The following is a 25,179-nucleotide window of genomic DNA, read 5'->3' on the forward strand; positions in this document are numbered from 1 at the left end:
CGGCGTTAAGGCGTCGCGGGGCACTTGCTTTCGACAAGGGCCACGGCCTGCGCCAAGGCGGCCTCGACACTCAGATCGGATGTGTCCAACAGCACGGCGTCCGCAGCAGGTTTCATCGGCGCAGTACTGCGTTCGGCATCCCGCACGTCACGCTCGCGCACATCCGCCAGCACAAACTCACGGGTCACATTCGCACCCTTAGCGCTCAGTTCAAGAAAACGACGTTCCGCCCGCACCTCGGTACTGGCAGTAACGAACAGTTTTACTTCTGCCTCAGGGCAGATCACCGTTCCAATATCGCGACCATCCAAGACCGCGCCCCCTGCCCGTCGAGCAAAGACACGCTGGAAATCCACCAGCGCCGCGCGCACTTCGGGAACCACCGCCACTTTTGACGCTGCTTGCGCAATCTCGGCTGTACGCAGATCGCCTTGTTGCAGTTCTTCTGCAGTCAATGCCTGCGCGGCCTCAACAGGATCGGTCCCATCCAGCGTCCGACGTCCAACCGCACGATAAAGCAACCCCGTATCCAGATGCGCAAAACCGAACTGCGCCGCCACCCCTTTCGAGATCGTCCCTTTGCCCGCCGCGGCGGGACCGTCGATGGCGACGGTGAAACTCATGTGCGTGCGACCTTGGCACCCAGCGCCGCCATCAGCGGTTCAAAAATGGGAAAAGAAGTCGCGATTGGCCCACCATCATCCACGGAAACCGGAGTTTTCGCGCCCATCCCCATGACCATGAAAGACATGGCAATGCGGTGATCCAGAAAGCTCTCACAGGTGCCGCCGCCGGGGACATTGCCAATGCCCATCCCTTCGACCGACCACCATTCCTCGCCTTCCTCCACGGTGACGCCATTGGCCCGCAGGCCGCGCGCCATAGCATCAATCCGGTCACTTTCTTTGACGCGCAGCTCTTTCACGCCGCCCATCATTGTGGTGCCGGTGGCATTTGCCGCAACCACAGACAACACCGGGTATTCGTCGATCATCGAGGCCGCGCGCTCGGGCGGCACATTGATGCCCTTCATATTAGGCGAGTATTTTGCTCGCAGATCGGCGACGGGTTCACCGCCCTCTTTACGTTCATTCTCGTAGGTCAGATCAGCGCCCATGTCGCGGAGTGTAGTAAACAGTCCTGCACGGGTCGGGTTCAGGCCGATACCTGGCACCAGCACATCCGAACCCGGCGTGATCAGCGCCGCACAGACCGGAAAGGCCGCGCTGGACGGATCGCGCGGTACGGCGATGACCTGCGGTTTCAATTCGGGACGGCCGGTCAGGGTAATCACCCGGCCCTCATCGGTATCCTCGACGGTGATTTCGGCACCGAATCCGGCCAGCATCCGTTCCGAATGATCGCGGGTGGCCTCTTTCTCGATCACAACAGTCTTGCCCGGCGCATTCAGACCGGCCAGCAGCACGGCGGATTTCACCTGAGCCGACGGCACCGGAACTTCGTACCGGACAGAAACCGGCTCTGCCGCGCCCACAATGGTCATTGGCAGACGGCCACCCGAGCGCCCCACCGATTGCGTTCCGAACAAAACCAGCGGATCAGTCACACGCGCCATCGGGCGCTTGTTCAAGCTGGCATCACCGGTAAAGGTCGCCGAGATCGGACAGGTCGCCATAGCACCCATGATCAGTCGAACACCGGTGCCCGAGTTACCGCAATCAATCACCTGATCCGGCTCGGCAAAGCCGCCGATACCCACACCATGCACAGTCCACTTGCCATTGCCATGATCCGTCACTTCGGCTCCAAAGGCGCGCATGGCTTTGGCGGTGTCCAGCACATCCTCACCCTCAAGCAGGCCCGAAATTCTGGTCTCACCCACCGCCATTGCACCCAGGATCAGCGACCGGTGCGAGATCGACTTGTCACCGGGCACCTCTGCCGTGCCGGTCAGCGGGCCGCAAGGATGCGAGGTCATCGGGATGGGCGTGCCGTGTCCGGACATGGGGGCTCCTGTTTTCGCTATCAGTTCAAGGCGGATTAGCGAATTGGGGCCGGTTGGTCCAGCCGCAATCAGCCTTTACGCCGGAAGGTCAGATAATGTGGCGTCCGACCTTCACGCAGGGCCTTCTGTTCATAGCGGGTGGAAATCCAGTCATCCCACGGCTCACGCCAGTCAGCGGGGCGTTCGGCCAACCACTCAAACCCGGCACGCGGAACCTCTTCCAGCGTCTGGCGCACATAATCAGGAATGTCGGTGGCCACGCGGAAAATCGAACCGGGCTTCAGGACGCGTGCCAAGGGCTCTAAATGTTCCGGCGTCACAAAACGGCGACGATGATGACGCGTTTTGGGCCATGGGTCAGGATACAGCAGAAACGCACGCGAAATGCTGGCCTCGGGCAGAACATCAAACAGATCCCGCGCATCGCCGGGATGAACAGCCAGATTTTCGACCCCAGCCTTGCGGATTTTCCCCAGCAACATGGCGACACCGTTGATATACGGCTCAGCCCCAATAATACCGATATCGGGATTACTTGCGGCCTGATGCACCAGATGCTCACCGCCGCCAAAGCCGACCTCAAGCCAGACCTCCTTACCGCTGAACAGCGCCTTCAGGTCCAGCGGATGACGTTCGGGGTTAGCCTCCCAATCCACCGCACCCGGCGACAAGGCGTCGAGGTCTTCATTCAGATACGTCTTTTGACTCTGCTTCAGGGTTTTGCCCTTAAAGCGGCCATAGAAGTTTCTGCGGGGGCGTTGGGGTGTCTGAGTGCTCATGGCGGTGCCCATACTGCGCAGGCAAAGCCAAAGCAAGGGGCGGTCGCGTCAGTTCTGCCGGCACGCCGCCCCATATTGCATTTCTAACAATAGAGCGCGCCCGCAAGGGCGCACCTTTTGACAGCGGAACGGTTAGACCGCCGCCTTCAGTGCGTCAGTCAGATCCGTGCGCTCCCAGCTGAAGCCGCCATCTGCATCCGGCTGACGCCCGAAATGACCATAAGCAGCCGTGCGCTGGTAGATCGGCTTGTTCAACTGCAGATGCTCGCGAATACCGCGTGGTGTCAGGTCCATGACCTGACCAACGGCTTTCTCGATCTGAGCGTCCGCAATTTGACCGGTTCCATGCGTGTCGGCATAAATTGACAGCGGCTTGGACACGCCAATCGCATAACTCAGCTGAATGGTGCAACGATCTGCCATGCCCGCAGCAACCACGTTTTTGGCCAGATAACGCGCGGCATAAGCAGCCGAGCGGTCCACCTTGGTTGGATCTTTCCCCGAGAACGCGCCTCCTCCATGCGGTGCGGCACCGCCATAGGTGTCCACGATGATCTTACGCCCCGTCAGGCCCGCATCACCGTCCGGACCGCCGATCACGAACTTGCCCGTGGGGTTCACGTGCCATTCGGTTTCGTTGTTCAACCAACCATCAGGCAGGGTTTCACGGATATAGGGCTCAACAATGGCGCGGATATCGTCCGAACTCAGCGCCTCATCCAAATGCTGCGTCGACAGCACGATTGAGCTGACACCGACCGGCTTGCCATCCCGATAGATCACAGATAGCTGCGATTTCGCGTCCGGGCCCAGCGCGGGCTCAGACCCGTTCTTGCGTACCTCGGCCAGACGCCGCAGGATCGCATGGGAATACTGGATCGGCGCGGGCATCAGCGCGGGTGTCTCAGTGGTGGCATAGCCGAACATGATACCCTGGTCGCCGGCACCTTCGTCCTTGTTGTCCGAGGCATCTACACCTTGCGCGATATGGGCGGACTGTTCGTGCAACAGGTTCGTCACCTCGACGGTCTCGTGGTGGAATTTGTCCTGCTCGTAACCGATATCCTTGATACAGGCACGCGCAATCTCGTCGATGCGGCCCATATAGTCGTGCAGTTTATCCTGATCAGACAGACCTACTTCGCCGCCAATGACGACACGGTCTGTGGTCGCAAAGGTTTCACACGCCACGCGGGCTTCGGGTTCTTCGTTCAGAAATGCATCAAGTACAGCATCCGAGATCCGGTCGCATACCTTATCCGGGTGCCCTTCGGAGACTGATTCCGAAGTGAAAGTATAGTTCTGTCGGGACATGAAAGTGCTCCATTAAGATTTCCCCATCACGCCAGGAAGCCGTTGTGACGAGCATTCGAGGGGATACGCCCACACAAACACAGGGTCAATCGGTAATTAAGCGTGTGCCCGCCGTGCGTTGCGCCAAAGCAGCGCAACCAAGGCTCCCAGAAGGACAAAAACCGGGACATCGCCAATTTTGGAATAAGCAGTAGGGGCAAGCGGCGCGGGCAGTTTTGCATCTATAAACCCGGCCTGTCCCAGTGGCAGCGCTTTGGTGATACGCCCTAATGGATCAATCATCGCAGATACACCGGTATTGGCTGACCGCATCATCGGCAGCCCCTGTTCGATGGCGCGCATCTGCGCTTGAACCAGATGTTGATACGGGCCAGACCTCGTGCCGAACCAAGCGTCATTGGTAATCTGTAGCAGGAAATCCGCGCGCCCCGGAGCGGACAGCACATCCTGCGTAAACACGGCCTCATAACAGATCAGCGGCAGCGCTTTGCCCAACTTCCCCGCATTCATCAAGGCTGCCCCCGGCCCCGCGCTGAACCCATGGCCACTGGTGGCAGCCATGCCATAGATACCAAATTTTGCCATCACTTCACCAAACGGCACGTATTCCCCAAACGGGGCCAGATGGTGCTTATCGTACAAACCTTGCTGCCGGCCCTGCTCATCCAGGTAGATCATCGAGTTATAGATGCGCGGCCCGTCGCCCCTCTGAATGCCCAAAAACACCGGCGTGCCCTGCGCCGCATCGGTAACAGCGTTCAGATAGGGTTGCGCGCTGCCCAGCCATGCTGGCACCGAGGTTTCGGGCCAGATGATCAGGTCGGGTCGGGGCTGAGCGGCGGTAAACTCGATCTGACGCGCAAAGAACAAGGGGGCGTAGTCCGGGTCCCATTTCTGATGTTGGGGCGCGTTGGGCTGGATCAGGCGTACGACGTGGCCGGTTTCCGTAACCGCAGGGCGCATGGCGGCATAGCTCAGCGCCAAACAGGCGGCGGCCCCAGTCAGAGCAATCGGCAACGCAAACCCACTGCGTTGCGTCAGTGCCGCCCCCAAGGGCAATGTCGCCAACAGGGTCAATGCACCCAAACCGTAGGGTCCGAACAGTGACAAAAGCTGAGCTACCGGAGAGCTAACCCAGACCTGCGCCAACCCTGCCCAAGGGAACCCCGTCAGCACATAGCCGCGGGCGAATTCCGCCAGTGACACGGCTACAGCCAGAAAGGCGGCCTGCGCGACTGCACCACCCTTTGGCCGTCGCGCGATCCAAAAGGCCAGCGCCCAGAACAGGGCAAGCCCCCCGGCCATGAATATCAGAGCAAAAGGTGCCATCCAGGCGTGCCGTTCAGCGTCTACGAAGAATGGCTCGACAATCCAGCTCAGGCCATGCGCGAAATACCCGGTGGCAAAAGCCCACCCCAACCAGGCGGCCCTTCCCCGCGTCTCGGTTGACAGAAACAGCGGCGCGAGCAGCACCAGCGCAATCAGCGTTGCGGCCCACACACCAAAGGGCGCAAGCCCAAACGCCGCCAGTGCACCCAAAAACGCGGCTAGAGCGCATCTCAGCCAAAACCTCCAGCCCTGAGCAGGGTTCATGCAGCGAGGTCCGGCAACATGACACGCAGACGCTTGATCCGGCGCGGATCGGCGTCGATGACCTCGAATTCAGGGCCTTCGGGATGCAAGACAACCTCGCCCCGTGTGGGCACCCGACCCGACAGCATGAAGACCAGACCGCCCAGCGTGTCGATCTCTTCTTCGTCCACATCCTCGTGGCTGGTCAGAGAGCGCCCGATCTCGGCCTCGAACTCCTCCAGTGGGACGCGGGCTTGAACGATATAACAGCCGGGCTTTTCCTGAACCCATAGCTGATCTTCATCGGCGTCATGTTCATCGGCAATTTCACCCACGACCTGTTCGATCAGATCCTCGATCGTCAGCAGCCCGTCGACACCGCCATATTCGTCGATCACAAGCGCCATATGGCGACGTTCCGTCTGCATCTTGGTCAGCAGCACGCCAATCGGCATCGAGGGCGGCACAAACAGCAACGTCCGCAACATCGTGACCAGTTCGAATTCACTGGACCCGCCATTGAACCCATGGGTCAGGGCAAAATCCTTGAGGTGCACAAATCCCAAAGGGGTATCCAGCGTGCCCTCATATACCGGAATCCGCGACAGGCCGCTTTCGCGGAACACCTGCGCCAACTCGTCTTTGGTGATTGTTGAAGCGACCGAGATGATCTCGGCCGTCGGGATGGCTACGTCCTCAACCCGCATCCGTCGTAGGTTGATCATGCCACGCGGCTGTGCCTTGTCGACATCGTGACCGTTGGCCACCTGACCCTCGTCATTCTCGCCCTGCGGAGAAAACGCGTCCACTATTCGAGAAAACAAACCGGCTTTCTCTTTGCTATCTTCACCGCCGTTCCTGGATTGCGCGCCCTGCGCCGCCATAGAACTGCCGTCTGTCTCGCCCATAATCCTATTCCAAATAATCGGCCTAGATGGCCCGTCTACGTATTATATGGGTCATCGATACCCATTTTGCCAAGTATAGCGACCTCAACCGTTTCCATCAAAGTGGCGTCGAGGTCACGAATGTGATCATAGCCCAGCAAATGCAACGTTCCGTGAACGATCAGATGCGTAACGTGATCATCCATGGTTTTCCCCGCCTCATCCGCTTCGCGTGCACATGTGTCGTAGGCAATCGCGATATCGCCCAGTGCAATCTCGCCGGTGAAGTCCGGCGCGGGCGGCGTCGGGCACTGCCCCGGTTCATCGGCGGCCAGGTCTTCGGCAGGCCAGCTGAGCACATTGGTCGGATTGGACTTTTCACGGAATTCCGCGTTCAGCTCTGCGATCCGAGCATCATCACAGGCCAGCAAACTGATTTCGCACAGATCGGCGTCCAGATCGCAATAATCCAGCACCGCCTGAATGCCGCGCGTGGCCAAGGGCTCCAGCCCCTGCCAACGCGCATCCTCAATTGTCAGTTCAAGGTTCATATCACCACGTCCAAAGCCTGCGGCCGCGGACGATTATCCCGTCTCACGGCCCGAGTCGGCCTCATACGCTTCGATAATGGCGGCGACAAGCGGGTGGCGAACAACATCCTTCGAAGTGAAATAGTTGAAGCTGATATTCGGGATCGTCTTCAACAAACGTTCCGCATCTTGCAGCCCCGACTGAACCCCGCGCGGCAGGTCCACCTGCGAGCGGTCACCGGTGATCACCATACGGCTGCCTTCACCCAGACGGGTCAGGAACATCTTCATCTGCATGGTCGTGGCGTTCTGCGCCTCATCCAGCACAACAAACGCATTGGCCAAAGTCCGACCGCGCATAAAGGCCAGCGGTGCAATTTCGATTCGTTTTTCCTCGATCAGCTTGGCCAGTTGCTTGCCGGGCAGAAAGTCGTTCAGCGCATCGTAGAGCGGCTGCATATACGGATCGACCTTGTCCTTCATGTCACCGGGCAGATAGCCCAGTTTCTCGCCGGCCTCGACCGCCGGACGGCTGAGGATAATCCGATCCACATGGCCGCCGATAAACATCGACACACCGACGGCTACGGCCAAATAGGTTTTACCTGTACCCGCAGGCCCGATTCCAAAAGCCAATTCGTTGTTAAACAGCGACTGAACATAGGCCTTTTGCGCATCGGTACGTGGTTCGACCAGCTTTTTGCGGGTCTTGATTTCGACCGTGCCGCCCTTGAACATTTCAAGCTGATCGCCGTCGCGACTGCCAGTATCCTGTTCCGAACCGCCCATCCGCAATTCGCGATCCACATCGGCGGCTTCAACGTCACGCCCGCCTTCCAGACGGGTGTACAGGGCCTGCAGCACCTCAATCACCTGTTTTTGCGAGTCTTCATCTCCCATGACAACCAACTGGTTGCCACGGCGCACAATTTGCACGGACAGCTTTTGTTCGATTTCGGTCAAGTTGCGGTCATACTCGCCGCACAAATCAATCAGCAACCGATTGTCAGGGAATTCAACAAACGCCTCACGTTGGGGCATGTCATCTTGCGGTGGGGTAAGGGCACCGATGGCCAATCCGTTCTCCTGTCTTGGCGTTTATACCCTGAGCGTAGACAACAAGTCTCGGTGGGCGCAAGCCACAGTTTCAAATTTTCCCAATCGGATGGCAAAACCGCCGAAGGAAGTTGCAGCCGTTGCCTGCACCAATCCCCCGCATTTTCAGAACGTGTAGTTCAATCCAAAGCGCACACCACGGTATCGCGGCGTGGACTTAGTTGAGAACCCATTGCCAAAATCAACATCGCGCGAGTCGAACTGAACGTATTCAAATTCACCTGTAATCGACCAGTTGTCGTTCAGACTATGTTCGGCGCCAATGCTGACGGAATACCCATCACGCGAGTCGCTGTCTTCAAAGGATTGCAGCGTGCCGAAGGAAGCCAGACTGCTTGTGGTCGTCACGTCACCCTGCACATATCCAACCGAGACAAAATATAAAACCGTACCGCTTTTGTTGGTCAAACCATTGCGAAAACGCAGCGACAGGATGTCCGAGACTTCAGAGCCGCCGGTAACCGTTACAGCGCCAACCTCGGTCGACACCTCATCGTCGATTTTTCCGAAGTCATAGCCGAGTTCGAAGCCATAAACGTAGTCTCTGCCGCCGATAGATGGCAGTACACCGCGCCACCCCCCACGGATACCACCGTAGCCGCCACTCAGGTCCAGTTCGCCAATCGCGAAAAGGTCCGTCGGTGTCCGAAACCCGAATCGATCCGTACCGCCCGAGGCATAGGCCCCGCTCAAACCGACATAGAACGCGCTCACATCACTTCCGAGACGCGTTGGGCTGACGACCGGAGGATCGGTCACACCCTGTTCGAGGTTACCCGCAACGGTCGCGCTGGAAAAAAGTGAAAACACCAGCACTGTCGAAAAAACAAACCGACCGTTTTGGCCAAAGAAACGTGTTAGGAATTTCACTCGTACCCTCCATCGTTCCAACCCGACAACCGGGTCAGTACCGACCTGAATTTCAGGAAACAGAAACCCTTTTCCCCAAATGCGCCCGGCTTTTGTCCGAGCATAGTTACCAGCGATAAATCAAGGGTTAAATTTTGGAACAATTACCCGCTATGGCTTTCAAACGGCACTGTTTGACTGCCTCAGAACAAAGCCCCGGCCAATGAATTTGCCCCCGAACCGGTGATCTGAACATCCCGCAATTCTCCAACCGCAACATCGGCCTCAGACACGTGAACCGAATGCAAATACTCGGATTTTCCGACCATCTGCCCCGGCAACCGACCGGGTTTTTCAAACAGAACTCTGACCTTGCGCCCAACCATTGCATCCTGAATTTCCCGCTGATGCTGCGTGATCAGTGCCTGTAGGCGTTGCAGGCGATTATCCGCCGCCTCAGGATCGACCTGAGGCCGTTCGGCCGCGGGCGTTCCCGGGCGTGTCGAGTATTTGAAGGAATAGGCGTAGCCGTATTTGACCTCTTCCACCAGATCCATGGTGGCCTGGAAATCCTCTTCGGTCTCTTCGGGAAAACCGACGATAAAGTCACCAGACATCACGATATCGGGACGCGCGGCGCGGATACGCTCGATCAGACGCAGATAGCTTTCGGCGGTGTGACTGCGGTTCATGCGCTTGAGGATGCGATCCGAGCCCGACTGCACAGGCAGATGCAGATACGGCATCAGCTTTTCGCAGGTTCCGTGCGCCTCAATCAGGTCATCGGCCATGTCATTGGGGTGCGAGGTGGTAAAGCGGATGCGCTCCAGCCCATCGACCTTGTTCAACTCCCAAATCAGCCCAGCCAGTGTCATGTCGCCGTTCACGCCAGCGCCGTGATAGGCGTTGACGTTCTGACCCAGCAAAGTGATTTCGCGCACGCCGCGTTCGACCAGATCTTGCGCTTCGCGGATGATACGATCTGCCGGACGGCTGACTTCAGCCCCACGGGTATAGGGCACCACGCAGAAGGCACAGAACTTGTCACAGCCCTCCTGCACGGTCAGAAACGCCGTCGGGCCGCGCTTGGCCTTGGGGCGGTTTTTCAGCTTTTCGAATTTATCTTCTTCAGGGAAATCCGTGTCCAGCGCCCTGGCGCCAGTGCGCGTCTTGGCCTCCATCTCGGGCAGGCGATGATAGCTTTGCGGCCCCACAACCAGATCGACCAGCGGCTGTCGGCGCATGATCTCTTCGCCCTCGGCCTGCGCCACACAACCCGCTACGCCGATCTTGAGGTCAGGCTTTTCCGCCTTCAAACCTTTGAACCTGCCAAGTTCGGAATAGACCTTTTCGGCGGCCTTTTCCCGGATATGGCAGGTGTTCAGCAGGATCATGTCGGCATCATCGGGGCTTTGCGTTTCCACATAACCCTGCCCACCCAGCGTCTCGGACATGCGTTCGCTGTCGTAGACGTTCATCTGGCAACCGTAGGTTTTGATATACAGCTTTTTGGGTTCCGACATGGGTATGGCCTTTGCACTCGCTGGATCGGCGTCATCTATACCCTACGAACGCCGCTTGCAATGCCGAGGCGGATACCCGATTTTAACCGTAGATTCCAGCCAAGTGGAACCGGACAGGCAATGCAATACGACTCTCTCGATGATTTCCTCACCTCAGGCAAGTCCGCCCTGGCCAAGGGCCCTGTCGCGCTGATCTTCGTCGAAGACAATGTCGAGGTCGACAGCACCCTGCGCCACCATCTGCATCTGGGTTTTAAATCCGTGATTGCGTGCATGCCGCAGGATTTCGCGCTGGGTTCTGAACTGTCTGAGCGCATCCACAGGGTCACCCTGACCTGCGTGCCCAGCACGGTTGCATTTGACACCATCAACAAGATCATTCAGGCCGCGCCGGGTATCTGGATGTATTACTGCTATAACGCCGAGTACCTGTTCTTTCCGTTTTGCGAGACCCGCACGGTGGGCGAATTGTTGGCCTTCCACACCGAGGAACGCCGCGACGCTATGCTAAGTCATGTCGTCGACCTTTATGCTGACGACCTGAACACCTTTCCAAACGGCGTTGCCCCGGATCACGCCATGCTGGACAGCACAGGATATTACGCCCACACCCGCCATGACGCCGAAGGCCACCCGGTTGAGCGGCAGTTGGATATGTCTGGCGGCCTGCGCTGGCGGTTCGAAGATCACATCCCCTATGAACGCCGCCGCATCGACCGGATTGCTCTGTTCAAATCGCGCAAGGGGTTGGAATTGCGGCCCGACCACACCTTTAACGAGCCGGAATACAACACCTATGCCTGCCCGTGGCATCACAATATGACGGCGGCTGTGTGTTCATTCCGCGCGGCCAAAGCGTTGAAAACCAACGCCGGGTCTACCTTCGATATTCCTAGCTTCTGCTGGCACAACTCGGTGCCGTTTCAATGGAAGTCCGGTCAACTTCTGGATCTCGGACTGATCGAATCTGGTCAGTGGTTCTGACCCCGCCCTAGCGCCGTAGCAGTACCGGGAACCAGTCCTCGCGCAGCCGTTGGCCGGGGATCATGTCATGACCGGGGAACGGCGGAGAGGTCCGGCCCGGACGTTCTATATACCGCGCATCATCTCCGACCAGCCGCAGAGAAAACGCCCGGCGACGACTGTCGGATTGGTTTCCCCGCGCGCCGTGCAGGGTGCGATAGTTGAACGCCACCGCGTCGCCCGGTTCCATTTCGAATTCCACGACCCTCATGCCCTCGGCGTCCGGGTCCGGAATGGGGATATACTGGCCTTCATCGGGAAAGAACCCCTCTTCCGACACCCAACGGGTCGGCAGAACCTCTTTCTCCCAACGGTGTGACCCCGCCACGCAGCGTAACGTTGCCTTTCTAACCGCATCCAGAGGCGACCAGAAGCTGATCGTCTGCTGCCCTTCCACGAAATAATACGGCCCGTCCTGATGCCACGGTGTCGCCATCGAGGTACCGGGCTCTTTGACCAGAACGTGATCGTGGAACATCTGCACGGTTTGCGACTGCATAAGGTCCGCTGCAACCTCGGCCACCGGAGAGTTTTCGATCACTTCCCGAAACTGATCAATCCGCGACCAGTTGCAGTAATCGTCAAAGAACAGACCGGTCTCGCCCTGTTTCTTGTTTTCCGACGCATACGGGCCCGGCTCGGCCATATTTGCGGCAACGCCTTCGCGCAACGTTTCGACGTGATCAGCATACAGCCCCCTGATCAGGACAACGCCGTCCTGCTGAAAAGTGTCAATCATCTCTTGCGTGACCAGTGGGTGCGTCATGTCTGTCTCCGTGCCGATTGGTTGGATGATCTGCACATGGGAAAGCCCTCTGTTCAAGTCATATCTTTCAAAGGTAGACTTAACTTCATGTTATATATTTCACTACGCAAATACGAATATGTCTGTGCCATCGGGCGCCATGGCAGCCTGTCCGCCGCCGCGCAGTACCTGAATGTCTCGCAGCCCGCGTTGTCCAATGCGTTGACTCGGGTCGAGGCACAATTAGGCTATCCCCTCTTCGCCCGTAGGCGCGGGGCAGCCATGGCGCTTACACCGCAAGGGCGCAGTTTCATCGAAGAGGCCGAAGCCCTGCTGGCCAGCGCCGCCCGGTTGGAAAATGCTGCTGAAACAGGCGCGGGCAAGGCACGATTGCGGTTGGGATGTTTCGTTGATCTGGCACCCTTTCTACTATCGCGCGCTCTGCACCAATTGCGCGTGCAGATGCCGGACGTGGCGATCACTTACAGGGTGGACAGTTTCGAGGGGCTGATCTCGGGCCTGATTGATGGACGGATCGACCTGGCGCTGACCTACGGGCTGAGCATGGATGCCGGCTTTACCCAGCAAACTCTGTTTACCAGCACACCGCATGCGCTGATGTCTCCGGATCATCCTTTGGCGACACAAAACGACGTTGGCCTGCAGGATCTGGCGCACTACCCGCTGATCTTGTCAGAAGAAGGTCTTTCGGCGCAGCATGTGCTGGGTTTGTTTCGGCAGATCGGGGAAAATCCAACAGTGGCGCATCGCGCGGCCTCGTTGGAAATTCAGCGCAGCCTTGCGGCGCATGGCGAAGGGGTTACGATCAGCTATGCCAACCCGCCAGCCAAGATCACTTATGACGGGATGCCGCTGTTAAGCCTGCCCGTTTCGGACCCGTTCGCGGCAGAACCCGTGGTGCTCGCGCGGCACGGCACTGGCCCCACAGACGCGCAGATTGCGAATGCAGAGCGGGCTTTGGCCGATCTGAATACGTGAGATTATTTTTTTCGCAGACGGATCACGACGTCGACAGACGCAATTTCCACCCCTTCGGGCGCTTCGGGCAGACGCTGAATCACCAACTGATCCGATGGTGCATCGCTCAGGCGGCTCTCATCCTCCCAGAAAAAATGGGGGTGATCATGGGTATTGGTGTCGAAATAGCTTTTCGAACCATCCACCGTGATTTCCTGCAGCACCCCGGCCTCGCAGAACGCGCGTAGGGTGTTGTAGACGGTCGCAAGTGAAACGGCATCGCCATTCTTCTTGGCCGCATCAAACAGGCTTTCCGCTGTGACGTGGCGATGTTTGCCGTCGCCCACCAGCAATTCGGCCAAGGCAACGCGCTGACGCGTCGGGCGCAATCCGGCGTCTACCAACCAGGTTGTGGCTATGTTCTGGCTCTGAGGTGTCATTAATCCGATACCTGATCTCTGTTGAAGTATATATAAGGGTTCCGGCTAGGCAATTTCAAATGAAATTCATTCGCAAAGAATGCCCTGAACACAACATGATGTGGGCGACCGCTCTTGCAGGACCTTGCATACGGGTGCTAGGTGAGGCCAGATTAGATAAACGGACCCCTGGCAGGAGAGGCGGCAGAATGGCCCAATTCCCGAGCAGCTTTGACAAAGACGATCTGCTGAAATGCGCCCGTGGCGAGTTATTCGGCCCCGGTAACGCGCAGCTACCTGCTCCACCGATGCTGATGATGGACCGCATCACCGACATTTCGGAAGATGGCGGTGCGCACGGAAAAGGCCATGTGCTGGCCGAATTCGATATTACCCCGGACCTGTGGTTCTTTGACTGCCACTTTCCCGGCAACCCGATCATGCCTGGCTGTCTTGGGCTGGACGGTCTGTGGCAGCTGACCGGCTTCAACCTGGGCTGGCGTGGCTGGCAAGGGCGCGGCATGGCCGTGGGCGTGGGCGAGGTCAAACTGACCGGCATGGTGCGCCCGGACCGCAAGATGCTGACCTACAAGATTGATTTCAAGAAAGCGATCCAGACCCGCCGCCTGACGATGGGCGTGGCAGATGGTATCGTCGAAGCGGACGGCGAAATGATTTACGACGTCAAAGATATGAAAGTCGTTCTGTCCGAAGCCTAAGCCGGACTGGCTTGAAATAAGGAGCACGCACATGCGTCGAGTAGTTGTCACCGGTCTGGGGGTTGTCTCTTCCATCGGGAACAATGCCGAAGAGGTTCTGGCCTCACTCAAGGCTGGGAAATCCGGCATCGTGGCCAATGAACAGATGGTCGAACATGGCTTTCGCAGCCAGATCGCCGGATCGCTGGATATCGATGTATCCGAGCATGTAGACAAGCGCACCTTGCGCTTCATGGGCCCCGGCGCGGCCTATGCCCATATTGCCATGACCCAGGCGATTGCCGATTCCGGTCTGAGCGAAGATCAGGTTCAGAACCCGCGTACCGGGCTTGTGGCCGGATCGGGTGGCCCATCAACCAGCGCCATGCTGACCGCGCATCAGACAGTGCTGAAAACCGGCGCAACCAAGCGGATCGGACCGTTCGCGGTTCCGAAATGCATGTGCTCGACAATTTCCGCGAACCTGGCGACTGCGTTTAAGATCAAGGGCATCAACTATTCAATCACGTCGGCCTGCTCGACCTCGCTGCATTGCATCGGCAACGCGGCGGAACAGATCATGATGGGCAAGCAGGACGTGATGTTTGCCGGCGGTGGCGAAGAACTGGACTGGACGCTGTCCTGCCTGTTCGACGCGATGGGGGCGATGTCCTCGAAATACAACGACACGCCCGACAAAGCCTCGCGTGCGTTCGACCAGGATCGCGACGGGTTCGTGATTTCCGGCGGTGGCGGTATCGTCGTGCTTGAGGATCTGGAACACGCATTGGCACGCGGCGCAAAAATCTATGCCGAAGTGACCGGCTACGCCGCAACCTCGGACGGGCACGACATGGTGGCCCCGTCCGGTGAAGGTGGCGAGCGCGCCATGCGTCTGGCTATGGCAACCCTGCCCGAAGGCCGCAAGGTCGGCTACATCAACGCCCATGGCACCTCGACCCCGGTCGGCGATGTGGGTGAGGTCGAAGCGGTACGCCGTATCTTTGGCGAAGGCAACGTGCCCCCGATTTCATCGACCAAGTCGATGACGGGCCACGCACAGGGGGCCGCTGGCGCGCTTGAGGCGGTCTTCTGCCTGCTGATGCTGCACCATGATTTCATTACTCCGTCGATCAATGTCGACACACTTGCCGAAGGCATCCTGCCCGGTGAAATTGCAACTCAAGTAGTTGAAAACGCAGGCTTGGACAGCGTAATGACCAACAGCTTCGGCTTTGGTGGCACGAATGGGTCCATGGTTCTGTCTAAGTATAACGGGTGAAAATGATGTCGGATCTTCTCAAGGGCAAACGCGGCCTGATCATGGGCGTGGCAAATGACCGCTCGATTGCGTGGGGCATTGCCAAAGCCATGCACGAAGCCGGCGCAGAGCTGGCCTTCACCTATCAAGGTGAGGCGTTCGGCAAACGGCTGGAGCCTTTGGCGCAAAGCCTGGGCAGCGATTTCATGGTAGATGCGGATGTCACCGACGACGCCTCGCTGGACCGCGCGTTCGACGAACTCGGCGCACGTTGGCCCAGCATCGACTTTGTGGTTCACGCGATTGCCTATTCGGACAAATCCGAACTGACGGGCCGCTTTCTGAACACCACGCGGGCGAATTTCAAGCATTCCATGGATGTCTCGGCCTACTCCTTTATCGAAGTCGCGCGCCGCGCTTACCCGCTGATGAAGGACAACGGTGGCTCGCTGCTGACGCTGACCTATCAGGGGTCGAACCGGGTTGTGCCGAATTACAACGTCATGGGCGTGGCCAAAGCGGCGTTGGAATCGGCGACGCGCTATCTGGCCAATGATCTGGGCCCCGAAGGCATCCGCGTGAACGCCATCTCACCCGGCCCGATGAAAACGCTGGCCGGTGCGGCCATCGGCGGCGCGCGCAAGACCTATAAGTTCTGCGATCAGAACGCGCCGATGCGCGCGAATGCAACGCTCGAAGCAGTCGGCGGCACCGCAGTTTACCTGACTTCGGACGCCGGAGCCTGCACCTCAGGCGAGATCATCCGGGTCGACGGAGGGTTCCACGTTCTGGGCATGCCGCAACCCAATCACATGTGACCCGATCTTTCCCTGCCCGTGCCCAGATTTAACCATCTTTCACGGGCACGGATAGCGGCATGAGCAAAGCAGAACAAATCATCGCAACCACCACGCGGGCTTCCCGACGAAAATCGGGTTTTCTGGGTCAACGCGGCCGGATCGCATTACTGACCCTGACCATGCTGCTGATGCTGTTTGTGTTCTTCACACAGCCGGACGTACGCACAGCCCTAACTTCCTGGACCAGCCTGACTTCAGGCTGATCCAACAAGCGGGTCAAAACCTGGTCAGTTAATCGATACGACCTCGATATCGAAAATCAGATCCTGCCCGGCCAACGGATGATTGGCATCCAGAGTAACGGTTGCCTCATCCACTTCCACCACCGTCACAGGCAATGCCTGCCCATCCGGTGTCTGCATCTGCAATTGAGTGCCAAGCTCCAGCGGGATGTCATCCGGTATCCCTTCGCGCGGGATCTGCTGCCGCATCTCCGGGTTGATCGGACCATAGGCATCCACACAGGCAATTTCGACACGCTTTTTCTCGCCGGCCGCCAGACCTGGCATGGCCGTATCCAGACCGGGAATGATCTGACCGGACCCAACCACAAATTCCAGCGGATCGCGCCCTTCGGAACTGTCGAACACGTTTCCGTCCAGCAAAGAGCCCTTATAGTGGATGCGAACCGTGTCGCCTTGCTTGATCTCGGTCATAAGTGGCCTCCGGCCGTAAATAAATTGAGCGGCCAACCCTAGGGGGTGACACGGTATTGTAAACCCTTCCCTCTTTTGTGCCTGCAACTCTTGTGCCAACCTGCGCCCAATTGAGGGAGGGGAATTGATGCCGATCACCACTTGCGTATTCGACGCCTATGGCACGTTGTTCGACGTGGCCGCCGCCGCACGGCAAGCCGCCGCCGAACCCGGATTCGAGAAGCTGCAACAGAAATGGCCCGAACTGGCCAATCACTGGCGGCTGAAACAGTTGCAATACACGTGGCTGCGCGCGATCACCGATGCCCACGCCGATTTCTGGGACGTTACACAGGACGGTCTGGACTGGGCGTTGGAAGCCACCGGGCTTGAGGGCGCCCCAACCCTGCGCCAGCGTCTGTTAGATCTGTATTGGGAATTGCAGGCCTATCCGGAAGTGCCCCAGATGCTGACGGCCCTGAAAGAGGGTGGTCTGAACACCGCGATTCTGTCCAATGGATCGCCGCCCATGTTGGATGGTGCCGTGCAATCGGCAGGGATTGGAGGCGTGCTGGACGATGTGCTGTCGGTCGAAAGCGTCGGCGTCTTCAAACCGCACTCCAGTGTCTACGATCTTGTGCAGCAGCGCTTCGGTTGCGCCCGTGACGAAGTGCTTTTTGTCAGCTCGAACGGTTGGGACGCTGCCGGTGCCAGCGGGTATGGGTTCACGACCGCTTGGGTTAATCGCGCGAACGAGCCAATGGACCGCTTGCCATGGAAGCCTGCGCATGTTCTGTCCGATCTGACGACGATCCCTCAACTGGCCGGTCTTTAATGGCTTTTTTCACTACCTCTGACGACAGGCGTATTTTCTTCGAAGACACCGGGACCGGCACCCCAGTGCTGTGCCTTGCCGGGCTGACCCGCAACAGCAGGGATTTCGCGTTCCTGGCACCGCATATCACCGATTTACGGATGATCACGATGGATTACCGGGGGCGCGGGCAATCGGACCATGACCCCGACTATATAAACTACAACATCATCCGCGAATCCCTTGATGTGGTCGAATTGCTGGATCATCTGGGCCTGGACCGCGTTGCTATTTTGGGCACATCTCGAGGCGGGTTGATTGCCATGACGCTGGCCGTCAGCCATCCCGAACGGCTTTCCGGAGTGGTTCTGAATGACGTCGGCCCCGTGATCGAATCCGTGGGTATTGCCAAGATCATGGAGTATGTGGGCAAGCAGCCGGTCTCAAAAACTTATGACGAGGCCGCATTGGTCTTGCAACAGGCGATGGAGCAGCAATTCCCCGGTGTTTCGCTGGCCCGTTGGCGACAACAGGCGGATTTCCAGTACGAACAGACCCAAAACGGCCTGACCCTGCGCTATGACCCGGCCTTGCGGACGGCGCTTCTTGAACAGGCTGCAGCAGGTACGCCCCCGGATTTATGGATGTTCTTCGAAGCCCTGCGCGGCATACCCACCGGAGTCATTCGGGGTGCAAACTCAGATGTGCTCGGCAAAGATACGCTGGCCGAGATGCACAAACGTCACTCCGGTCTTATCTCTGCAGAAATACCAGATCGCGGCCACGTACCTTTTCTGGACGAACCGCAGTCTTTGGCCCTTATCCGCAATGTACTGGACACCGCATGAGCACGTTGGAGATGATCGAAGCCGCCGCTGACCGACTGCATGGCCACGTTCGGGAAACGCCGCTGTTGACGTCGCCATTTCTGGACGAACTGGCGGGGCGTCGGGTGCTGGTAAAACCAGAATGCCTACAACATACTGGCAGCTTTAAGTTTCGCGGCGCGTGGTCGGCAATTTCCGCACTGAACGCCAAGGAACTAAAACGCGGCGTGATCGCCTATTCCTCGGGCAATCACGCGCAGGGCGTGGCCCTGGCCGCAACACGGCACGGCATTTCGTCGGTGATCATCATGCCCTTGGATGCGCCGCAGCTAAAGATCGACAACACGCGCGCACTGGGGGGCGAGGTCGTCCTGTATGATCGCGCCAATGAAAGCCGCGAAGAGATTGGTGAGGCTTTGGCCAACGAACGCGGCCTGACCTTGATTCGCCCTTATGATGAGCCGCTGGTGATTGCCGGTCAGGGCACCACCGGTCTAGAACTTGCCCGGCAAGCGGCAGAACTGGACGTTGATCGGGGGGATGTTCTGGTTTGCTGTGGCGGCGGCGGGCTAACCTCGGGGATAGCGTTGGCGCTGGAAGGTCACGCACCCGGACTACGCGCCCGCCCCTGTGAGCCAGAGGGGTTCGATGACGTTAAACGCTCTTTGGCCACCGGGCAGATCCAGAACAACAACGCCGCTGCGGGCAATATCTGCGACGCCATCCTGACGCCTCAGCCTGGCGACATCACCTTTCCGATCCTGAAACGCTTGTGCGGTCCGGGCCTGTCAGTCACCGAAGAGGAAGCGATGCGCGCCATGGCCCTGGCTTTTTTGCGCCTGAAAATCGTGCTGGAACCGGGTGGCGCGGTTTCGTTGGCTTCGGCACTTTTCCGCAAGGACGAAATCGAAGGCGACGCGGTGATCGTCGTGGCCTCGGGCGGAAATACCGACGCAGAAGTATTTGGAAAAGCTCTGGAATTCCTGACCTGACAATGATCATAGCTTAGGTCAACCTGATACTTTAAAGTGTGGCGACAGGGGATTGGGTCATGCAAATCGCAGATATTGGAGAGGTGCAGCTGCACTACCGCGTCGATGGTGATCCAAACGGCGCGCCCATTGTATTTGCCAATTCGCTGGGGACCGATCTGCGTCTTTGGGACGCGATGTTACCCCATCTGCCGGCCGGTCTTCGGATCATCCGATATGACAAGCGCGGGCATGGCCTGTCGTCACAACCGCCTGCCCCGTATTCCATGGGGGCACTGGTGCGTGATGCCGAGGCATTGCTGGATCTTCTGGACGTTCGCGATTGTGTCTTTGTCGGCCTGTCCATCGGCGGGTTGATTGCGCAGGGGTTGGCGGTCAAGCGCATGGATCAGGTTCGGGCGCTGGTCCTGTCGAACACCGCCGCCAAGATCGGCATCCCCTCAATCTGGCAGGACCGCATGGATGCAGTGCAGCAAGGCGGTATCGAAGCACTGGCCGATGCAACGATGGAGCGGTGGTTTTCGAAGAGCTTCCGCACCACCCCAGACCACTTGCTGTGGCGCAACATGATGGTGCGACAACCCGTCGACGGTTATCTCGGTTGCTGCGCTGCAATTTCGGGTACGGATTTTTACACCCCGACCAGCGGCCTGCGCCTGCCGACGCTAGGCATCGCCGGCAGCGAGGACGGCTCGACCCCGCCGGACCTGGTGCGCGAAACCATCGAGTTAATCCCTGGGTCGAAATTCGAATTGATGCGCCGGGCCGGTCACCTGCCCTGTGTTGAACAACCGGCAGAATACGCGGCCCTGCTGCGAGATTTTCTGACCGATATTGGACATATTTGAAGGAGCACAGTTTTGGCAGATTTTCTGTTGGTCCATGGATCCTGTCATGGCGCCTGGTGCTGGCGCGATATGATCCCCGCCCTGACGGCATTAGGGCATACGGCACGTGCGATTGACCTGCCCAGCCACGGCTCGGACCCGACATCGATTGCCGATGTCACGCTGGACAGTTGCCGCGATACGGTTCTGTCGGCCTCGACCCCGCAAACGATTATCGTTGGTCATTCCTGGGGCGGCTATCCCGTCAGCGCCGCCGCCGAGACCACCCCGGACGCCATGCGTGCCCTGATTTATCTATGCGCCTATGTTCCGCAAGATGGCCTTTCGATGGTTGAGATGCGCAAACGAGCCCCGCGCCAACTGATCGTCGACGCTGTAGAAAAATCAACCGATGGCCTGTCTTACACGGTCAGACCTGATATGGTGCATGACCTGTTCTATCATGACTGCCCACCTGAAACCGTGCCTTATGCCCTTGCGCGCATGTGTCCACAGCCCATCGCACCGCAGGAAACTCCGCTGTTCGTGTCTGATAATTTCGCACGCGTCCCCAAGGCCTATATCCGAGCCACGGACGACCATACGATCCCAACCGAATACGAAGAACAGATGAGCCACGTCGCGCCCAAGGGATTGAGGGCAGATATCAACAGCTCACATTCTCCGTTCTTCTCCCATCCCCGCCTTCTGTCCGAAATCCTGGACGATCTGGAGCAGAAATTACCGGCGGTATAACCTGACGTCACAGACGCTTCACACGTGAACCAAGCGTGTTAGGGTCCGAGTGAATCTCACGAGCGGTTTCCATGCGTCTGCCTTTTCTTTTCGTTCTCGGTACGGTCATGATCGACGCCATGGGCATCGGTCTGGTGTTGCCCATCATGCCGGACCTGATTGTTCAGGTTCAGGGCGGCACCCTGGCCGACGCGGCTATCTGGGGCGGCGTACTTAGCACCGCCTTTGCCGCGATGCAGTTCGTTTTCGGGCCGATCCTAGGCAATCTGTCCGACGCCTATGGCAGGCGCACAGTTTTGCTGGTGTCCTTGTTTGTCATGTCCTTGGATTATGTAGTGATGGCGATTGCGGGCAGCATCTGGCTGTTGCTGGCCGGGCGTATCGTGGGTGGTATCACTGCGGCCACCCATGCCACCGCAGCAGCGTTCATGGCGGATGTCTCGAAACCGCATGAAAAGGCGGCGAATTTCGGCCTGTTGGGGGCTGCCTTCGGGGTGGGGTTCGTGCTGGGCCCGGTCATCGGCGGACTGCTGAGCGAATACGGAACCCGCGCACCATTTTGGGCGGCAGCTGCTTTGTCGGCACTAACTTTCCTGACCGGTCTGCTGGTGATGCCGGAAACGGTGACTGACAAAACCCGCCGCGCATTCAGTCTACGCCGCGCAAATCCTGTGAACTCTCTGCGCGCCATCGCTTCCCTGCCCGGTATCCGCCCAATGCTGTGGGTCTATTTCCTCTATTCGGTATCCATCTACGTCTACCCTGCGATCTGGGCCTATTTCACAACTGAACGGTTCGGCTGGTCGCCGCAAATGATTGGCCTGTCATTGGGCGTATACGGGATCGCCATGGCTGCGGTGCAAGGTGGACTGATCCGTCCCGCAACCCGATATCTGGGCGAGCGAGGGACGATCATCTACGGTATGGGCTTCGAGTTTGTTAGCTTCCTGCTGCTGGCCTTTCTGACCAATGGTTTCATCGCCCTGATGCTGATCCCAATCACCGCCGCCGGAGCGGTTGTGACCCCCGCCTTGCAGGCCCTAACTTCCCGCGCCACCCCGGATTCGCAACAAGGTGAGCTGCAGGGTGTACTTACCTCGCTGCATGCGCTGTCGATGGTGATCTCACCGCTGGTCATGACCAGCGTGTTTGCGCATTTCGCCAAACCTGATGCCCCGATCTACTTACCCGGCGCTCCATTCCTGCTGGCTCTGCTGCTGATGGTCGTCGGATTTTCCCTGTTTTTGCGCTCGCGCCCTGTCGTGGCGTAACAACGACCTCAGGATGACGGTTTCCGTCTTGCGGCAAGCAATTTCCCGCGCCACCGTGACCAAAAGGGAGTGAGAGACCACATGCAAACCATCAAAGCCGCCGTCTGCCGGGCGTTTGACGAACCTCTGGTCATCGAAGATGTCTTGCTTGCACCACCGGGCGCAGGTGAGGTCGAAGTGACATTAGAGGCCGTGGCGATCTGCCATTCCGACATCACCTTTGCCAGCGGGGCATGGGGCGGGCATTTGCCAGCTGTCTATGGGCACGAAGCCGCGGGGGTGATCACCGCGATTGGCGATGACGCCGGAGGGTTCAAGGTCGGCGACCCGGTCGTCGTCACCCTGATCCGTGCATGCGGGTCATGCCCGTCTTGCGCTGGCGGACGTCCAACCATCTGCGAAACACCTTACGACACCGTCAAGGGCCCATTACGGACAGCGAATGGCGGTCCATTGGATCAGGCGATGGCCTGCGGTGCATTTGCCGAGAAAGTTGTCGTCAGCCATCGGCAGATCGTAAACCTTCCCGCTGAAATGCCGAAGGATGTGGCCAGCCTGCTGTCCTGCGGTGTGATCACCGGGGTTGGCGCGGCGGTAAATGCCGCGAAACTGCGGCCTGGTCAGGACGTTGTGGTAATCGGCGCGGGTGGAGTTGGTCTGAACGCCATCCAGGGTGCTCGCATCGCCGGGGCACGCCGGATTGTGGCCGTCGACATGAACGAAGAAAAGTTGGAGATCGCCAAGGAATTCGGTGCGACACATGGCGTTTTGGCCAGCCTCAAGGAACCTTGGAAAGCCGCTTTCAAGGCGCTGGGCGGTCGCGGCGCGGATGCAGTGCTGATCACGGTCGGTGCAATCCCGGCTTATGATCAGGCCCCACGCTATCTGGGCCGGGGCGGCCGGGCGATCATGATCGGCATGCCGCATTCGGGTGATATGTCCAGTTATGAACCCGTGGTTCTGGCGGCGTTGGGTCAGGGCATGGTGGGCTCGAAAATGGGCGACGTCGTCATTCAGCGCGATATCCCGTGGATGATTGACCTTTATGAACAGGGGCGGCTGAAACTGGACGAGTTGATATCGGGCCGGTGGTCTCTGGATCAAATCAACGAGGCAATCGAAGACACCAAGACCGGATCGGCCAAACGTAACGTGATCCTGTTCGACAAGCGCTGACGTCATTCAAGGGGAGGATACCGGATGAAACTGCAGGACCTCGACATCATCGTCACCGCACCACCTGCACCGGGCTGGGGCGGGCGATATTGGATTTTAGTCAAGGTTACGACTGATACCGGGATCACCGGCTGGGGCGAATGCTACGCGTCCTCGATCGGCCCCGAGGCGATGGGCCACGTGATCCGGGACGTGTTCGAGCGACATATGCTGGGCGAAAACCCCGAAAATATCGAGATGATGTTCCGCCGCGCCTATTCCAGCGGCTTCACCCAACGCCCCGACCTGACCGTAATGGGCGCGTTTTCGGGACTTGAGATCGCCTGTTGGGACATTCTTGGTAAGGACCGGGACCGCCCGGTCTATGCCCTGCTGGGCGGGCTGATGAACCAGCGCATCCGGGCCTACACCTACCTCTACCCCCTACCCCAGCATGATCTGTCCGACTTTTGGACCTCACCCGATCAAGCTGGCGAATGCGCAGCAGAGATGGTGCGGCGGGGTTTCACCGCCGTGAAATTCGACCCCGCAGGCCCTTACACGATCCGCGGCGGGCACATGCCTGCAATGTCCGATATCTCAATGTCGGTCGCGTTCTGCAAAGCCATTCGCGAAGCCGTGGGGGACAGGGCCGATCTGCTGTTTGGCACCCATGGTCAATTCAACACCGCAGGCGCAATTCGGTTGGGACAGGCGCTGGAACCCTATTCGCCGCTCTGGTTCGAAGAACCCACCCCACCCGACATGATCGAGGATATGGCCCGCGTCGCCCGCAACGTCCGCATCCCTGTAGCGACCGGAGAGCGCATGACCACCAAGGCTGAATTCGGTGCGGTCCTGCGCACGGGGGCTGCCGAAATCCTGCAACCTGCCCTTGGCCGCGCCGGAGGCATATGGGAGATGAAGAAGGTCGCCGCCATGGCCGAGGTGTTCAACGCCCAGATGGCACCGCATCTGTATGCCGGACCAATCGAATGGGCCGCCAATATCCATCTGTCCGTGTCGATCCCGAACCTGCTGTTGTTGGAAAGTATCGAAACGCCTTTCCACAATCAGCTGATCAAAAACTCCTTGCGTGTTGACGATGGTTTCGTGACCGCCCCAACCGCCCCCGGCCTTGGGATTGAGGTGGACGAGGATCTGGCCCGCGCGCATCCCTACACCGGCGATGGATTGCATCTACAAATGCAGGAAGAGCCTTGCGACTATGTCAACGGCAACGCCTTTCAGGGCGGTGCGTCAGCCACCGAGGGGTGACAACCAAACCCGTTTCAGGGCATATTGGTCCAACCCCATTGCGAAACAGGCCGCGTGTGACCCCCAAAGCCCAAGACACCGAAAGCGCACATTCCGAAAACCCC

General features: G+C 58.7%; 27 protein-coding genes and 1 riboswitch. Of the genes, 14 read left to right on the top strand and 13 right to left on the bottom strand.

Annotation, left to right across the window (positions count from 1 at the left end; all coding sequences use genetic code 11):
• Positions 1 to 5: 5 nt before the first annotated feature.
• The 10 genes from RUE5091_RS17430 to miaB form a co-directional block, all read right to left on the bottom strand.
• Positions 6 to 623: a (d)CMP kinase gene (locus RUE5091_RS17430; RefSeq protein ID WP_058283223.1), complete on the bottom strand. Its 618-nt coding sequence runs from the start codon at positions 621 to 623 to the stop codon at positions 6 to 8.
• The gene (gene aroA / locus RUE5091_RS17435) at positions 620 to 1,966 is read right to left on the bottom strand and encodes a 3-phosphoshikimate 1-carboxyvinyltransferase (protein ID WP_058283224.1); all 1,347 of its coding nucleotides are present in this window, start codon (positions 1,964 to 1,966) and stop codon (positions 620 to 622) included. Before aroA ends, RUE5091_RS17430 begins: the two co-directional genes overlap by 4 nt.
• 68 nt (positions 1,967 to 2,034) lie before the next feature.
• The gene (trmB, locus tag RUE5091_RS17440) at positions 2,035 to 2,745 is read right to left on the bottom strand and encodes a tRNA (guanosine(46)-N7)-methyltransferase TrmB (RefSeq protein ID WP_112297195.1); all 711 of its coding nucleotides are present in this window, start codon (positions 2,743 to 2,745) and stop codon (positions 2,035 to 2,037) included.
• Between the two features lie 132 nt (positions 2,746 to 2,877).
• Positions 2,878 to 4,059, bottom strand: coding sequence for a methionine adenosyltransferase (gene metK / locus RUE5091_RS17445; protein WP_058283226.1), 1,182 nt, complete (start codon positions 4,057 to 4,059; stop codon positions 2,878 to 2,880).
• 5 nt (positions 4,060 to 4,064) lie between these two features.
• Positions 4,065 to 4,113: riboswitch (SAM-SAH riboswitch) on the bottom strand.
• Positions 4,114 to 4,155: 42 nt separating this feature from the next.
• Positions 4,156 to 5,652 (bottom strand): apolipoprotein N-acyltransferase, encoded by a 1,497-nt coding sequence (gene lnt, locus RUE5091_RS17450; RefSeq protein WP_058283227.1) that lies wholly within the window; start codon positions 5,650 to 5,652, stop codon positions 4,156 to 4,158.
• Positions 5,649 to 6,539 carry a transporter associated domain-containing protein gene (locus RUE5091_RS17455; protein WP_058283228.1) on the bottom strand — a complete coding sequence of 297 codons (891 nt, stop codon included), beginning with the start codon at positions 6,537 to 6,539 and terminating at the stop codon, positions 5,649 to 5,651. The genes lnt and RUE5091_RS17455 overlap by 4 nt, the downstream gene beginning before the upstream one ends.
• 35 nt (positions 6,540 to 6,574) lie before the next feature.
• Positions 6,575 to 7,069 (bottom strand): rRNA maturation RNase YbeY, encoded by a 495-nt coding sequence (ybeY, locus tag RUE5091_RS17460; RefSeq protein WP_058283229.1) that lies wholly within the window; start codon positions 7,067 to 7,069, stop codon positions 6,575 to 6,577.
• 33 nt (positions 7,070 to 7,102) lie between these two features.
• Entirely contained in the window at positions 7,103 to 8,125 is a 1,023-nt protein-coding gene (locus RUE5091_RS17465) for a PhoH family protein (RefSeq protein ID WP_058283230.1), read from the bottom strand.
• Positions 8,126 to 8,269: 144 nt separating this feature from the next.
• The gene (locus tag RUE5091_RS17470; RefSeq protein ID WP_082643704.1) at positions 8,270 to 9,034 is read right to left on the bottom strand and encodes an outer membrane protein; all 765 of its coding nucleotides are present in this window, start codon (positions 9,032 to 9,034) and stop codon (positions 8,270 to 8,272) included.
• A 182-nt stretch (positions 9,035 to 9,216) separates the two neighbouring features.
• On the bottom strand, positions 9,217 to 10,536 hold the full coding sequence (miaB, locus tag RUE5091_RS17475; RefSeq protein ID WP_058283231.1) for a tRNA (N6-isopentenyl adenosine(37)-C2)-methylthiotransferase MiaB: 1,320 nt from the start codon (positions 10,534 to 10,536) through the stop codon (positions 9,217 to 9,219).
• Between the two features lie 120 nt (positions 10,537 to 10,656).
• On the opposite strand from miaB, the gene RUE5091_RS17480 reads away from it, so the two are divergent.
• Positions 10,657 to 11,520 carry a hypothetical protein gene (locus tag RUE5091_RS17480; protein WP_058283232.1) on the top strand — a complete coding sequence of 288 codons (864 nt, stop codon included), beginning with the start codon at positions 10,657 to 10,659 and terminating at the stop codon, positions 11,518 to 11,520.
• Between the two features lie 7 nt (positions 11,521 to 11,527).
• Here RUE5091_RS17480 and RUE5091_RS17485 read toward each other — a convergent pair whose 3' ends face one another.
• On the bottom strand, positions 11,528 to 12,325 hold the full coding sequence (locus tag RUE5091_RS17485) for a phytanoyl-CoA dioxygenase family protein (RefSeq protein WP_058283284.1): 798 nt from the start codon (positions 12,323 to 12,325) through the stop codon (positions 11,528 to 11,530).
• A gap of 87 nt (positions 12,326 to 12,412) precedes the next feature.
• Between RUE5091_RS17485 and RUE5091_RS17490 the strand changes: the two genes are divergently transcribed.
• On the top strand, positions 12,413 to 13,303 hold the full coding sequence (locus tag RUE5091_RS17490; protein WP_058283233.1) for a LysR family transcriptional regulator: 891 nt from the start codon (positions 12,413 to 12,415) through the stop codon (positions 13,301 to 13,303).
• A 2-nt stretch (positions 13,304 to 13,305) separates the two neighbouring features.
• Here RUE5091_RS17490 and irrA read toward each other — a convergent pair whose 3' ends face one another.
• Positions 13,306 to 13,722, bottom strand: coding sequence for an iron response transcriptional regulator IrrA (irrA, locus tag RUE5091_RS17495; protein WP_058283234.1), 417 nt, complete (start codon positions 13,720 to 13,722; stop codon positions 13,306 to 13,308).
• Positions 13,723 to 13,910: 188 nt separating this feature from the next.
• On the opposite strand from irrA, the gene fabA reads away from it, so the two are divergent.
• From fabA to RUE5091_RS17515, 4 genes are read left to right on the top strand one after another with little or no spacing between them, the layout of a single operon-like run.
• Positions 13,911 to 14,420 (top strand): bifunctional 3-hydroxydecanoyl-ACP dehydratase/trans-2-decenoyl-ACP isomerase, encoded by a 510-nt coding sequence (gene fabA, locus RUE5091_RS17500; protein ID WP_058283235.1) that lies wholly within the window; start codon positions 13,911 to 13,913, stop codon positions 14,418 to 14,420.
• A 31-nt stretch (positions 14,421 to 14,451) separates the two neighbouring features.
• Positions 14,452 to 15,681, top strand: coding sequence for a beta-ketoacyl-ACP synthase I (gene fabB / locus RUE5091_RS17505; RefSeq protein ID WP_058283236.1), 1,230 nt, complete (start codon positions 14,452 to 14,454; stop codon positions 15,679 to 15,681).
• 5 nt (positions 15,682 to 15,686) lie between these two features.
• Positions 15,687 to 16,478 (top strand): enoyl-ACP reductase FabI, encoded by a 792-nt coding sequence (locus RUE5091_RS17510; RefSeq protein WP_058283285.1) that lies wholly within the window; start codon positions 15,687 to 15,689, stop codon positions 16,476 to 16,478.
• Between the two features lie 59 nt (positions 16,479 to 16,537).
• A complete protein-coding gene (locus RUE5091_RS17515; protein WP_058283237.1) occupies positions 16,538 to 16,723 on the top strand; it encodes a hypothetical protein in 186 nt (61 codons plus the stop codon).
• Positions 16,724 to 16,747: 24 nt separating this feature from the next.
• Here the strand turns inward: RUE5091_RS17515 and RUE5091_RS17520 are convergent, their stop codons facing one another.
• Positions 16,748 to 17,176, bottom strand: coding sequence for an FKBP-type peptidyl-prolyl cis-trans isomerase (locus RUE5091_RS17520; protein WP_058283238.1), 429 nt, complete (start codon positions 17,174 to 17,176; stop codon positions 16,748 to 16,750).
• A gap of 127 nt (positions 17,177 to 17,303) precedes the next feature.
• Here RUE5091_RS17520 and RUE5091_RS17525 point away from each other — a divergent pair, with 127 nt between their 5' ends.
• From RUE5091_RS17525 to RUE5091_RS17560, 8 genes are all read left to right on the top strand, one after another.
• The gene (locus tag RUE5091_RS17525; RefSeq protein WP_058283239.1) at positions 17,304 to 17,990 is read left to right on the top strand and encodes a haloacid dehalogenase type II; all 687 of its coding nucleotides are present in this window, start codon (positions 17,304 to 17,306) and stop codon (positions 17,988 to 17,990) included.
• Positions 17,990 to 18,817 carry an alpha/beta fold hydrolase gene (locus tag RUE5091_RS17530; protein ID WP_058283240.1) on the top strand — a complete coding sequence of 276 codons (828 nt, stop codon included), beginning with the start codon at positions 17,990 to 17,992 and terminating at the stop codon, positions 18,815 to 18,817. The genes RUE5091_RS17525 and RUE5091_RS17530 overlap by 1 nt, the downstream gene beginning before the upstream one ends.
• Complete coding sequence (locus tag RUE5091_RS17535; RefSeq protein WP_058283241.1) at positions 18,814 to 19,788, top strand: threonine ammonia-lyase; 975 nt, start codon at positions 18,814 to 18,816, stop codon at positions 19,786 to 19,788. Before RUE5091_RS17530 ends, RUE5091_RS17535 begins: the two co-directional genes overlap by 4 nt.
• A gap of 59 nt (positions 19,789 to 19,847) precedes the next feature.
• A complete protein-coding gene (gene pcaD / locus RUE5091_RS17540) occupies positions 19,848 to 20,636 on the top strand; it encodes a 3-oxoadipate enol-lactonase (protein ID WP_058283242.1) in 789 nt (262 codons plus the stop codon).
• Positions 20,637 to 20,648: 12 nt separating this feature from the next.
• The gene (locus RUE5091_RS17545; protein ID WP_058283243.1) at positions 20,649 to 21,371 is read left to right on the top strand and encodes an alpha/beta fold hydrolase; all 723 of its coding nucleotides are present in this window, start codon (positions 20,649 to 20,651) and stop codon (positions 21,369 to 21,371) included.
• Between the two features lie 71 nt (positions 21,372 to 21,442).
• Positions 21,443 to 22,642, top strand: a complete 1,200-nt coding sequence (locus RUE5091_RS17550; protein ID WP_058283244.1) for a TCR/Tet family MFS transporter — start codon at positions 21,443 to 21,445, stop codon at positions 22,640 to 22,642.
• 81 nt (positions 22,643 to 22,723) lie between these two features.
• Positions 22,724 to 23,818: a Zn-dependent alcohol dehydrogenase gene (locus tag RUE5091_RS17555; protein ID WP_058283286.1), complete on the top strand. Its 1,095-nt coding sequence runs from the start codon at positions 22,724 to 22,726 to the stop codon at positions 23,816 to 23,818.
• A 24-nt stretch (positions 23,819 to 23,842) separates the two neighbouring features.
• Positions 23,843 to 25,075 carry a mandelate racemase/muconate lactonizing enzyme family protein gene (locus RUE5091_RS17560; protein WP_058283245.1) on the top strand — a complete coding sequence of 411 codons (1,233 nt, stop codon included), beginning with the start codon at positions 23,843 to 23,845 and terminating at the stop codon, positions 25,073 to 25,075.
• Positions 25,076 to 25,179: the final 104 nt, after the last annotated feature.

Origin of the sequence: Ruegeria denitrificans (genome assembly GCF_001458295.1) — a bacterium.
GTDB lineage: Bacteria > Pseudomonadota > Alphaproteobacteria > Rhodobacterales > Rhodobacteraceae > Ruegeria > Ruegeria denitrificans.

Coding starts and splice junctions, on each gene's coding strand:
- RUE5091_RS17430 (WP_058283223.1), bottom strand. CDS start 623: ATGAGTTTCACCGTCGCCATCGACGGTCCCGCCGCGGCGGGCAAAGGG.
- aroA (WP_058283224.1), bottom strand. CDS start 1,966: ATGTCCGGACACGGCACGCCCATCCCGATGACCTCGCATCCTTGCGGC.
- trmB (WP_112297195.1), bottom strand. CDS start 2,745: ATGAGCACTCAGACACCCCAACGCCCCCGCAGAAACTTCTATGGCCGC.
- metK (WP_058283226.1), bottom strand. CDS start 4,059: ATGTCCCGACAGAACTATACTTTCACTTCGGAATCAGTCTCCGAAGGG.
- lnt (WP_058283227.1), bottom strand. CDS start 5,652: ATGAACCCTGCTCAGGGCTGGAGGTTTTGGCTGAGATGCGCTCTAGCC.
- RUE5091_RS17455 (WP_058283228.1), bottom strand. CDS start 6,539: ATGGGCGAGACAGACGGCAGTTCTATGGCGGCGCAGGGCGCGCAATCC.
- ybeY (WP_058283229.1), bottom strand. CDS start 7,069: ATGAACCTTGAACTGACAATTGAGGATGCGCGTTGGCAGGGGCTGGAG.
- miaB (WP_058283231.1), bottom strand. CDS start 10,536: ATGTCGGAACCCAAAAAGCTGTATATCAAAACCTACGGTTGCCAGATG.
- RUE5091_RS17480 (WP_058283232.1), top strand. CDS start 10,657: ATGCAATACGACTCTCTCGATGATTTCCTCACCTCAGGCAAGTCCGCC.
- RUE5091_RS17485 (WP_058283284.1), bottom strand. CDS start 12,325: ATGACGCACCCACTGGTCACGCAAGAGATGATTGACACTTTTCAGCAG.
- RUE5091_RS17490 (WP_058283233.1), top strand. CDS start 12,413: ATGTTATATATTTCACTACGCAAATACGAATATGTCTGTGCCATCGGG.
- irrA (WP_058283234.1), bottom strand. CDS start 13,722: ATGACACCTCAGAGCCAGAACATAGCCACAACCTGGTTGGTAGACGCC.
- fabA (WP_058283235.1), top strand. CDS start 13,911: ATGGCCCAATTCCCGAGCAGCTTTGACAAAGACGATCTGCTGAAATGC.
- fabB (WP_058283236.1), top strand. CDS start 14,452: ATGCGTCGAGTAGTTGTCACCGGTCTGGGGGTTGTCTCTTCCATCGGG.
- RUE5091_RS17510 (WP_058283285.1), top strand. CDS start 15,687: ATGTCGGATCTTCTCAAGGGCAAACGCGGCCTGATCATGGGCGTGGCA.
- RUE5091_RS17515 (WP_058283237.1), top strand. CDS start 16,538: ATGAGCAAAGCAGAACAAATCATCGCAACCACCACGCGGGCTTCCCGA.
- RUE5091_RS17520 (WP_058283238.1), bottom strand. CDS start 17,176: ATGACCGAGATCAAGCAAGGCGACACGGTTCGCATCCACTATAAGGGC.
- RUE5091_RS17525 (WP_058283239.1), top strand. CDS start 17,304: ATGCCGATCACCACTTGCGTATTCGACGCCTATGGCACGTTGTTCGAC.
- RUE5091_RS17530 (WP_058283240.1), top strand. CDS start 17,990: ATGGCTTTTTTCACTACCTCTGACGACAGGCGTATTTTCTTCGAAGAC.
- RUE5091_RS17535 (WP_058283241.1), top strand. CDS start 18,814: ATGAGCACGTTGGAGATGATCGAAGCCGCCGCTGACCGACTGCATGGC.
- pcaD (WP_058283242.1), top strand. CDS start 19,848: ATGCAAATCGCAGATATTGGAGAGGTGCAGCTGCACTACCGCGTCGAT.
- RUE5091_RS17550 (WP_058283244.1), top strand. CDS start 21,443: ATGCGTCTGCCTTTTCTTTTCGTTCTCGGTACGGTCATGATCGACGCC.
- RUE5091_RS17555 (WP_058283286.1), top strand. CDS start 22,724: ATGCAAACCATCAAAGCCGCCGTCTGCCGGGCGTTTGACGAACCTCTG.
- RUE5091_RS17560 (WP_058283245.1), top strand. CDS start 23,843: ATGAAACTGCAGGACCTCGACATCATCGTCACCGCACCACCTGCACCG.